General features: G+C 47.8%; 7 protein-coding genes. 2 read left to right on the top strand and 5 right to left on the bottom strand.

Going from position 1 to position 10874, the window contains the following annotated elements; genetic code table 11:
- Positions 1 to 396: 396 nt before the first annotated feature.
- The 5 genes from aspA to I0P70_RS19475 form a co-directional block, all read right to left on the bottom strand.
- Entirely contained in the window at positions 397 to 1806 is a 1410-nt protein-coding gene (gene aspA, locus I0P70_RS19495; RefSeq protein WP_196120807.1) for an aspartate ammonia-lyase, read from the bottom strand.
- Positions 1807 to 1834: 28 nt separating this feature from the next.
- Positions 1835 to 3022 carry an HRDC domain-containing protein gene (locus tag I0P70_RS19490; protein WP_196120806.1) on the bottom strand — a complete coding sequence of 396 codons (1188 nt, stop codon included), beginning with the start codon at positions 3020 to 3022 and terminating at the stop codon, positions 1835 to 1837.
- A 130-nt stretch (positions 3023 to 3152) separates the two neighbouring features.
- On the bottom strand, positions 3153 to 3383 hold the full coding sequence (locus I0P70_RS19485; protein ID WP_007655526.1) for a hypothetical protein: 231 nt from the start codon (positions 3381 to 3383) through the stop codon (positions 3153 to 3155).
- A gap of 329 nt (positions 3384 to 3712) precedes the next feature.
- The gene (locus I0P70_RS19480) at positions 3713 to 5440 is read right to left on the bottom strand and encodes a M28 family metallopeptidase (protein WP_196120805.1); all 1728 of its coding nucleotides are present in this window, start codon (positions 5438 to 5440) and stop codon (positions 3713 to 3715) included.
- Between the two features lie 77 nt (positions 5441 to 5517).
- Complete coding sequence (locus tag I0P70_RS19475; RefSeq protein ID WP_196120804.1) at positions 5518 to 5997, bottom strand: very short patch repair endonuclease; 480 nt, start codon at positions 5995 to 5997, stop codon at positions 5518 to 5520.
- Between the two features lie 276 nt (positions 5998 to 6273).
- Here I0P70_RS19475 and I0P70_RS19470 point away from each other — a divergent pair, with 276 nt between their 5' ends.
- Complete coding sequence (locus I0P70_RS19470; protein ID WP_196120803.1) at positions 6274 to 9027, top strand: 2-oxoglutarate dehydrogenase E1 component; 2754 nt, start codon at positions 6274 to 6276, stop codon at positions 9025 to 9027.
- Positions 9028 to 9272: 245 nt separating this feature from the next.
- Complete coding sequence (gene odhB, locus I0P70_RS19465) at positions 9273 to 10838, top strand: 2-oxoglutarate dehydrogenase complex dihydrolipoyllysine-residue succinyltransferase (protein WP_196120802.1); 1566 nt, start codon at positions 9273 to 9275, stop codon at positions 10836 to 10838.
- The last annotated feature ends 36 nt before the right edge of the window (positions 10839 to 10874 follow it).

Raw genomic sequence — 10874 nt, 5'->3', positions numbered from 1 at the left:
ATGGTACTGGGGTCACACCCGGGAGAGTAGGTGGCCGCCAACCCCAACAACAGACAGCCCCTGATTCTGAAAAGAGTCAGGGGCTGTCCCCGTTTGAAGCACTCACATGAAAGGGGGGAGCTGGACCGCCAATCAACTCAGTCCATGGCGATAATAAAGAGGACTTGCGCTAATCAATAAGGGCATGAATGAAGGGATGGTAGGTAATAAACATTGTTGTAATGCTTACCTACATACTATATAGGTATGACTTAATCTGATTGCAGTGCTTAGTTATGTGATGTTAAAAGCTATTAGAAGCTTTATCTCTTATTATTTTCGTTACTACAATACTAGCAATAAAAAAGCGGCTGCATTTGATTAAATGCAGCCGCTTTTTTATTGGGTACCTTAAAACTATATGTTGATGAACTTCGGGTTGATCAGGTTCTCCATAGAGAAAATCTCATCCCATTTAGCCTGGGTAATCAGTTTACGCTCTAGCACTGTAATCTCATGAATAGACTTGCCGGTTGCTAATGCTTCCTTAGCGATTGAGGCAGACTCCTCGTATCCAAGTATCGGGTTGAGCGATGTGACGATACCGATGCTGTTCATTACCATGTTGCGGCATATCTCTTCGTTAGCCGTAATGCCATCAACACATTTGCTTTGTAAGGTATAGCATGCATTCTCCAGGAAAGTCAGGGAATTAAATAAACTGTACGCTATAACAGGTTCCATTACATTGAGCTGTAATTGACCAGCCTCTGCAGCCATAGTCACCGTCATGTCTGCCCCTATAACGTAATAGGCCGTTTGATTGACTACTTCTGGTATTACAGGGTTTACTTTACCAGGCATGATAGAGGATCCCGGTTGCATGCGCGGAAGATTAATCTCATTTAAACCTGCCCGTGGGCCGGATGATAACAAGCGCAAGTCGTTGCAAATCTTAGACACTTTGATGGCGCAGCGCTTCATGACACCAGATACCTGCACATAGGCTCCCGTATCACATGTGGCTTCGATCAGGTCCTCGGCAAGTACAACAGGTACACCCGAAATCTCCTGCAGTATATCCGTTACCATTTGTGGATAACCCTGTGGTGCGTTGATAGAAGTACCGATTGCCGTAGCACCCATGTTTATTTCACAGATCAGCATCTTTACTTCATGAAGGCGCTGGATGTCTTCCCGAATCGTGGTAGAGAAACCGTGGAATTCGGCTCCCAAAGTCATAGGCACAGCATCCTGCAATTGGGTGCGCCCCATTTTCAGAACTTCTTTAAACTCATCAGCTTTACGTCCAAATGATTGCTGTAAAGCCTCGAGGCTCTCTATAAAGGCCTGTATCTTCCAATAAAGGGCCAGTCTGAAAGCAGTAGGATAGGCATCGTTGGTAGATTGCGAACAATTCACATGGTTATTAGGATGTAGATAGTTATACATGCCCTTTGTATGTCCCATGTGCTCCAAGCCAATGTTGGCAATCACTTCATTCACGTTCATGTTCACGGAAGTACCAGCACCCCCTTGAATCATGTCAGTGACAAATTGATCCAGGTACTCACCGGCAATGAGTTTGTCACTGGCATAAACAATAGCATCGGTTACCTCTTTGCTCAACACGCCACACTTATGGTTGGCCAGAGCGGCTGCTTTTTTTACATAAGCAAAGGCCTTTATAAAGAGCGGCTCTTTTGAGATGGGTGTCCCTGTTATATGAAAGTTCTCGAGTGCGCGTGTTGTTTGAATTCCATAGTAGACCTCATGCGGGATTTCTTTTTCTCCCAGAAAGTCGTGTTCTATCCTTACTTTGTCCATGCTATATGATGTGTTCTTTAAAGCGAATTTATTTACTCCCTGTCTGCTGAGGAGCAGTAGAGATATGTATTTCTATACCTAGATCCTGTGCCACCTCCAGTACGATGTTGCTTGCATATTTCTTCGTGCAACGCAACTTTCCATTCTGGCTATAGTCCGTAATCAGGCTTTGGTTAATGATCAGTTTGGAAGAATACTCCCCATACCTGGCAATAATTTCTTTCTGCACCGCAGTCATTAATTCTTTGCGACGTTCTGTTTCAGGAGTACGCAGCGGCCTTTGGAAGCGATGCTCAGGATAATCATGGCTGATATGGTTGGCCTTGGCTGCGTCCTTAGCATCCTGCAATGCGTCCTGTAGCATGCGCTCGTTCTTTGGCTTCTTCAGGTTCCCGTGTATACCTCTCGTATGGTTAAGCCATTCGTGTAGGTCGGCGTTCGGGTTGTTGGCTAATTCGACAAGTGCATCATTCGGGATAACGAAATGGGCAGGTTTGTTAAACTGTCGGGCCATGTTCTCCCGAAAGGTATAGAGACCCTTCAAGAGATACTGTTGGTAATAGTTAAGGCGGTATGAGTGCTTCAGACGTAAGTGTGGATTTTCTGACTCAGTATACTTAAGCTGCTCCAAGAGATGGTTCTCTTCTTCAAGCCAGTGCATGCGGTCCAGTTTCTCAATTTCCTGAAGTAGCTTGGCTTTTATTTTATGCAGGTATATCACATCAATAGCCGCATAGCGAAGTTGGTCTTCAGTAAGAGGTCGCTTATTCCAGTTACTAGACTGCTGTGACTTATCGATCTCTTTACCAAACTCCTCCTTAAGCACAGTAGCCAATGAAGAGCGCTCATAGTTTAGGATCTTGGCAGCAACATCGGTGTCAACTATACCTTTAACGGAGCATCCCATTTTGTCAAGTAGTAGGATGTCGTTGTTAGAGTGATGGATGATTTTCGTGATGGCCTGATTTTCCATTAGCTGGAAAAATGGCGTCAGATCATCAATGTAAAAAGGGTCTATTATAAAGCAGTTTCCTTTGCCGTCAGCAATCTGGATCAGGCAAAGGTTAAAGCCATAGGTAAAGCGGTTCTGATCAAACTCAAGGTCAACGGCTAGTTCGCCACACTGCTCTAATTGGTGTATAGCCTGATGCAGGTCCGCATCAGAGGCTACCAACTCAATTGCCACACCGTCTTCTTCTAAAGATAATTTTTCCATTGGCTAAATTTAAACAAGTATTAAGCCATATCCATACGTCTAATGCTATTTTTCTTCAGTGAGCGAGGTATAAAAAAGCCCCCTTTCAGCACGCTGAAAGGGGGCTTTTCATTTCGTAAATTTATGTAGATTATTGAATAGGTCTTTCTTCTGGAATTTCGTCTGCTACGCCGTCATTTACAGTTGTATCCATAACCGTAGTAGTATCGGCTTCCATGTCCATGTCTGCATCGATATCCATGTCAGAGGTTTCTACCTCATCAATACGGTCAGTTTCAGTAGCTGTGTTGTTTTCTGAACCACAAGCTGTGAAAGCAAAGAAAGCGAATGCAGCAAATGCAAATTTTATTGTCTTTTTCATGATTTTCAAATTTTGTTAAACAAGTAAATTTGTACTTATTTATTCGGTTTATACGGAAAGGTAACCCCTAAGATTATTTTTTTTTATAGTAATCCCTGTGAATGCATTGTATTTGGCTGCAAAACAACATTTTAAAAGGGTGAGTGGAGGGCATTTGAAGAAGCATAGCTTCAGGTCTATTATAGTGGGTTCTTTATAAAATAAGATTTTATTTATGTAAAGGTATGGGTGGGCTGATGAAGGAAAGAGTACTTAGCCTTAATATAGGCCATTAAAAAAGGAGCCCTGCTGAATTTACAGCAAGGCTCCTTCAGGCTAGTGGAATTCAGTTATTGCACTTCAGCTAAGGACTTCTCTCGCTTTGCTCTGAACTCAGACTTTTCGCGCCATGCTGGATAGGAAGTACCGTTTGCCACACGATAGCCTACCCGGAAGTAAAGTTGCAGATCTTCTACAGCACCGTCCAGGTTCCAGTCGTCATATACCTCGTCGCCCACCTTATGATAGTGCTCAGCTGTATACTGTTCCTGTCTTTTGGTTATGAAGTCAGCAGGCTGATCGCGGGCGACTATACCTGATTTGGCGTATAGCGCGGGTACGCCCTGCTTGGCGAACTCGAAGTGATCAGAACGATAAAATGAGCCTTTCTCAGGAGATGCCTCCGGCACGATACGACGGTTTTGCGTACGGGCCTCTTCAGCCAGTATATCTTCCAGGTCAGAGTTGCCATACCCGATTACGATCACATCCTCCGTGGGGTGATAAGGGTTGAGCACATCCATGTTAATGTTGGCCAGTGTTTTGTTTAGTGGGTAGAGCGGATTGGACGCATAGTATTTAGAACCCAGCAAACCTTTCTCTTCAGCAGTCACAGCCAGAAACAGGATAGAACGTTTAGGCTTTTCGGGTAATTGGGTAAATGCCTTGGCCAGCTCGATCAGGCCCGCTGTACCGCTGGCATTGTCCATGGCGCCATTATAAATCTGATCACCTTGCAGCTTCTCGTCCTTGCCCAGGTGGTCCCAGTGTGCCGTGTAAACTACGTACTCATCCTTAAGGTCCGGATCAGATCCTTCCAACTTGGCAATCACATTGCGTGACTCTACTTCCCGCAGCTGGTTCTTAATGTTGAAGTTTGCTTTGGCATTCAGTGGAACAGGTTTGAAGCCTTTTTGGGCGGCAGCGTTCTTTAGTTTTTCAAAGCTATTACCAGAAGCTGTAAAGAGCTCACGGGCCTTTTCTTCTGTTATCCAGGATTCGACAGAAAGGCGGTCCATATTCTTGCCTGCGTTGCTGATATCAAAGTTCTCGCGACTCCAGCTTCCTGATACCACTTCGTAAGGGTAGCCTGCAGGGCCGGTCTCGTGGATGATGATAGCAGCGGCAGCGCCCTTCTCAGCAGCTATCTCATATTTATAGGTCCAGCGACCATAGTAGGTCATGCCCTTGCCGCCAAACATGGTGCTATCCAACTGCTCAGGGTTATCAGGATTTGGTATTGGCGGGTCGTTGATGAGCATGACAATGGTCTTGCCTTTTACGTCCACACCTTTATAATCATCCCAGCCATACTCAGGCGCCACAATGCCGTAGCCCACAAATACTAAATCAGAGTTGTTCACATTCACATCCCGAACAAAGCGGCGCGACACAGCTACGTAATCATCCGGAAAGGAAAGGTTAATAGTTCTGCCGCCTGCTGTAAAGTTTGCCTGAGGCTGTGCGGTGAAGCCAAACATGGGAACATTCTGCACGAAAGTGCCGTCCGGATTGCCGGGCTGCAAGCCAAGCTTCTGAAACTCACGGGTAAGGTAGTTGACAGTAGAGTCTTCGCCGGGAGTGCCGGGGCTGCGGCCCTCAAACTCATCAGAAGCGAGCACGCGGATGTGCTGCAGGAGGTCATTTGCGTTAATGCTCTGTTGGGCAGCAAGCAAACCGGTCGTATCACCGGCAACAGCAGTGCGCTCACCATCGCTGTCTGCTACTTCCCTGGCATTTTCGTTGCAACCAAAAGCTACCAGGCTAAGCAAAGCCAGGCCGATCATATCTTTTTTCATAGGGTTTTGTAGGTATGTTAAAGTACTGAAGATAATACTTTTATTCATACCGTTGGTTGCGAATGGCCGGATTTCGATCAGGCGGCTATTTCCCAGCTGGCAGGAACACCGCGGTGCAGTGCCTTGATCAGACTGAGGCAGGATGCGAGGTCCTGATACAGTTGGCACTCCCACACCACCACCCGTTGCCAGCCGGCTTCCCGGTACAGCGTTCTGTAGCGTTCGTCTCGCATCTGATTATTGATAAACTTTTCTTCCCAAAACCGTAGGTTTGACTTTGGAAATGCAGGTTGGCAATAAGGGCAGCGATGCCAGAAGCAGCCATGTACAAAAATTGCTAACCGGCGGGATGGATAGCAGATGTCAGGCTTGCCTGGGGCTTTGCGCCAATGGACCCGGTAACCACGGAGGCCGTTCTGCCACAGGGCACGACGCAACAGAAGCTCTGGTTGCGTATCACGGCTTTTGTTTCCGCGCATGTATTTGCTCACTTTCTCGCGGGCAGTGAGCGGGACAGGTTTCTGGCTATACTTTTTGACTTTTTTTCTGGCGGCCAATTTTGAAAGGCTGTTATGATAGTTTTTAACAAACAGCTGCTGTTGAAAGTGCCGGATAAAGCTAGGATGCATTAAAAACAAAAAGTAGCCTACATTGGACACAGAGATTTGACTGGTCACATGATGAGTCTCTTTATTATTCAACACTATATATAAATAGTATATATGATAGTATGATGTTGATAAACAGACGTATTTGCTTATGCGAATGTATAAAGTTTGAATTCTTATAAATACTCTTAACTTTGCCTTTACACACAGCCGTAAACATTAGTTATGGATAAATATACCTATATCGCCAATGCGCACGGAGCCTACATTGATGAGCTGTACAAAGCTTATCAGCAGGATCCTGAATCAGTTGATTTTGGATGGCGCAAATTCTTCGAAGGCTATGAATTCTCAACTACTTACACTGAGAATGGCCACGAAACAGCGGAAGCTCCGGCTGCCGCCCCTGCCAAAGCCACCGCAGCAGGTGAATCCGACAAAGAAGTAGCAGTACGCAACTTTATATACGCTTATCGCAGCCGCGGGCACTTGCGCTCTAAGACCAACCCGGTACGCGAGCGAAAAGACCGTAAAGCCTTGCTCGACCTGAAAGACTTTGGTTTATCAGAGGCTGACCTGGATACAGTTTTTCAGGTAGGTGAAATTGTTGGTATCGGACCTGCCAAGCTGCGCGATATAGTAGCAGCAGTTCAGAAAATCTATGAAGGCCCGATCGGCTACGAGTACATGTACATCCGTGATCCGGAGGTACTGTCTTGGTTGCAAAACAAGATTGAGAACGAGTCCCTGAACTTCAATCCAGGTATAGAATACAAGAAACGCATTCTTTCTAAACTGAACGAAGCAGTTGTATTTGAAAACTTCCTGCACACCAAATTCTTGGGTCAGAAGCGTTTCTCACTGGAAGGTGGCGAAACGACTATACCTGCACTGGATGCTATCATCGACAAAGCTTCTGAGCTAGGCGCGAAGGAAGTGGTGATCGGTATGGCGCACCGTGGCCGCCTGAACGTGCTGGCCAATATCATGGGCAAAACTTACGAGCAGATTTTCTCTGAGTTTGAGGGTACGGCTACGCCAGACCTGACCATGGGTGACGGTGACGTGAAATACCACATGGGCTTCTCTTCTGAAGTGGATACCCCATCTGGCAACAAAGTGAACCTGAAACTGGCACCAAACCCATCGCACCTAGAGGCGGTGAACCCGGTGGTAGAGGGCTTTGTCCGTGCTAAGATTGACTGCATGTACGACCGCGATCCGAAGCAGATCGTGCCGATCCTGATCCATGGTGACGCAGCCGTAGCCGGACAGGGCATCGTGTACGAAGTAACGCAGATGGCAAAGCTGTCAGGGTATCAGACTGGCGGTACAATCCACTTTGTGATCAACAACCAGGTTGGATTTACGACTGACTTCGAAGATGCCCGTTCTTCTATCTACTGCACGGATGTGGCCAAGATCATCGACGCACCAGTGCTGCACGTGAACGGCGACGATCCGGAGGCAGTGGTTTTCGCTGTGCGTCTGGCTACAGAGTACCGTCAGAAGTTTGGTAACGACATCTTCATTGACATGGTGTGCTACCGTCGTCATGGCCACAATGAAGCTGACGAACCGAAGTTCACACAGCCGCACCTTTATAACCTGATCTCTAAGCACCCGAACCCACGTGAGGTATACAACAAAGAGTTAATCAGCAAAGGAGATATTAATGCAGAACTGGCAAAGACAATGGACAAGGAGTTCCGTCAGATGCTGCAGGACCGTCTGGACATGGTGAAGCAGAAGCCGCTTCCATATAATTACCAGACACTGGAAAAAGAGTGGAAAGAACTGCGCCGTTCCAAGCCGGAAGATTTCAATCAATCGCCTGAAACAGGTATATCAGAGGAAGTGATCCAGAAAGTGGGTACAGCACTTTCAAACGTGCCGCAGGGCTTTAAGCCGCTCAAGCAGATTGAGAAGCTGTTGAAAGAGCGTAAGGAAATGTTCTTCGAGACCCGTCAGCTGAACTGGGCAGCAGCCGAGTTGCTGGCTTATGGTTCTATCCTGGCTGAGGGCAGAGTAGTGCGCTTAAGCGGGCAGGATGTGCAGCGCGGAACGTTCTCGCACCGTCATGCGGTATTGCGCGACGCCAACACAAGTGCTCCTTACTCTAACCTGAACTACATCCAGGAAGACCAGGTTAAACTGGAGATATATAACTCTCTGCTGTCAGAGTATGGCGTACTGGGTTTTGAGTTTGGCTATGCCATGGCCAACCCGAATGCACTTGTAATCTGGGAAGCACAGTTTGGTGACTTCGCTAACGGTGCGCAGGTTATGATCGACCAGTTTATTGCGGCTACAGAGTCTAAGTGGCAGCGTATGAACGGCGTGGTGATGCTGTTGCCGCATGGCTACGAAGGTCAGGGACCGGAGCACTCCAATGCCCGTCCTGAGCGCTTCCTGCAGCTGGCAGCTGAGAACAACATGTTCGTGACCAACATCACAACACCAGCTAACTTCTTCCACTTCCTGCGTCGCCAGTTGGCCCTTCCATTCCGCAAGCCGGCCATCAACATGGCGCCTAAGTCGCTGCTGCGTCACCCGAACGTGGTTTCTCCGGTAGAGGAATTCACCAAAGGTGGTTTCAGAGAAGTGATCGGTGACAACTATGCATCAGCTAAGTCAGTGAAGAAAGTATTGCTGTGCACTGGCAAGGTGTACTTCGACCTGTTGGAAGAGCAGCAGAAGAACAAGCGCAAAGATGTGGCCCTGATCCGTATGGAGCAGCTGGCGCCGTTCCCGAAAGTGCAGTTGGAAGCTGAACTGAAAAAGTATAAGAACGCGAAAGTATACTGGGTACAGGAAGAGCCGGAGAACATGGGTGGCTGGATGTATATCCTGCGCATCATGCGCAATGGCATTGAGGATGTTGTGGCACGTAAGCCAAGTGCATCGCCTGCAACCGGTTACAACAAGATCCACGGCAAAGAGCAACAGGAACTGGTTGAACGCGCGTTCGCGATCTAATTAATAATGAGTATTAAATAATGACGAATGATTAATGAATAGGGGATGAGGAGTAATCGCTAATGGGTAGTAAATGATGTTTGATTCGGTATTGACTAACAAGAGTTATTTCTTCGTCATCACCCAACACTATTTCGTCATTATTCACTACTCATTATTCCTGCATAACTAAACATTAATAATTCGTCATTAATCATTATTCACTCGTAATTCTTAATTCGTAATTCATAATTGATCAAAAAAATATGAGCTTAGAAGTTAAAGTGCCTGCTGTAGGTGAGTCGATCACCGAGGTAACCATAGCCCAGTGGCTAAAGAAAGACGGCGACCGTGTGGAGATGGATGAGGTGATTGCTGAGCTGGAATCTGACAAAGCCACCTTCGAACTGCCCGCAGAAGCCGCAGGCATTTTACGCATCGTTGCGCAGGAAGGTGATACCATTGATGTGGGCGCCACCATCTGCCGCATCGAGCAAAACGGCGAGGCCGGTAGCGCACCAGCTGCCCCGGCCGCCAAAGAAGAAACCGCTGCCCCGGCTGCACAGGAGTCAGCTCCTGCCGCTGCACAAGGCACTGGCGAAACAGTAGAAATGCGCGTGCCAACTGTAGGCGAGTCGATCACAGAAGTAACGATCGCCAGCTGGTTGAAGAATGAAGGTGACCACGTAGAAATGGACGAGGTAATCGCAGAGCTGGAATCTGATAAAGCGACGTTTGAGTTGCCAGCAGAGGCTGCAGGTACTTTACAGATCGTAGCGCAGCAAGGCGACACGGTAGAGATCGGTGGACTGCTTTGCCGCATTGTGGCAGGTGCTGGTGCAGGTGCATCTAAACCAGCCGCTCAGCCAAGCGCTCCGGCTGCACAGCAGGCTTCGCAGCCAGCTGCCGCTGCTCCGTCTGGCGCACAGACTTACGCTTCAGGCACACCATCACCAGCTGCCGGTAAGATCCTTTCTGAGAAAGGCATCAATCCAGCCGATGTACAAGGCACAGGCCGTGACGGTCGCATCACGAAAGAAGACGCGATGGGTGCTCAGAAATCAGCTGCGCAACCAGCCGCCGCTCCAGCCGCCAAGCAGGAAACTGCCGCTCAAGCTCCTGCTGCCGGCGATCGCAACCAACGTCGCGAGAAAATGAGCTCGCTGCGTAAGACAGTTGCCCGTCGTCTGGTACAGGTGAAAAACGAAACGGCTATGCTAACTACCTTCAACGAGGTAGACATGAAGCCGATCATGGACATCCGCGCCAAATACAAAGACAAGTTTAAAGAGAAGCACGAGGTAGGCTTAGGTTTCATGTCCTTCTTCACGAAGGCCTGTACTGTAGCCTTGCAAGAGTGGCCAGCTGTTAACGCCATGATCGATGGCAATGACATGGTGTTCAACGATTTCTGCGACATCTCCATTGCGGTTTCTTCTCCGAAAGGCTTGGTGGTTCCGGTTATCCGTAACGCAGAGCAGCTGACGTTGGATGGCATTGAGAAAGAAGTGATTCGTCTGGCTAAGAAGGCTCGTGATGGGAAACTTTCAATTGAGGAGATGACAGGCGGTACCTTCACGATCACCAATGGTGGTGTGTTTGGTTCTATGATGTCTACACCAATCATCAACGCACCGCAGTCGGCTATCTTAGGTATGCACAACATCGTGCAGCGCCCGGTTGCCGTGAACGGACAAGTTGAGATTCGCCCGATGATGTACCTGGCCCTCTCTTATGACCACCGTATCATTGACGGTCGTGAGTCAGTTAGCTTCCTGGTACGCGTGAAAGAACTGTTAGAGGATCCGATGAGACTCCTGTTAGGCGTTTAATTTATTGAGATAAGGAAGGAGGGGTAAGCGAACAAG

The sequence above is a fragment of the Pontibacter sp. FD36 genome, assembly GCF_015686655.1.
Taxonomy (GTDB): Bacteria; Bacteroidota; Bacteroidia; order Cytophagales; family Hymenobacteraceae; genus Pontibacter.
Note: the sequence above shows the minus strand (reverse complement) of the source record. Positions and strands in the feature narration are given on the sequence as shown.

Coding starts and splice junctions, on each gene's coding strand:
- odhB (WP_196120802.1), top strand. CDS start 9,273: ATGAGCTTAGAAGTTAAAGTGCCTGCTGTAGGTGAGTCGATCACCGAG.
- I0P70_RS19485 (WP_007655526.1), bottom strand. CDS start 3,383: ATGAAAAAGACAATAAAATTTGCATTTGCTGCATTCGCTTTCTTTGCT.
- aspA (WP_196120807.1), bottom strand. CDS start 1,806: ATGGACAAAGTAAGGATAGAACACGACTTTCTGGGAGAAAAAGAAATC.
- I0P70_RS19490 (WP_196120806.1), bottom strand. CDS start 3,022: ATGGAAAAATTATCTTTAGAAGAAGACGGTGTGGCAATTGAGTTGGTA.
- I0P70_RS19480 (WP_196120805.1), bottom strand. CDS start 5,440: ATGAAAAAAGATATGATCGGCCTGGCTTTGCTTAGCCTGGTAGCTTTT.
- I0P70_RS19470 (WP_196120803.1), top strand. CDS start 6,274: ATGGATAAATATACCTATATCGCCAATGCGCACGGAGCCTACATTGAT.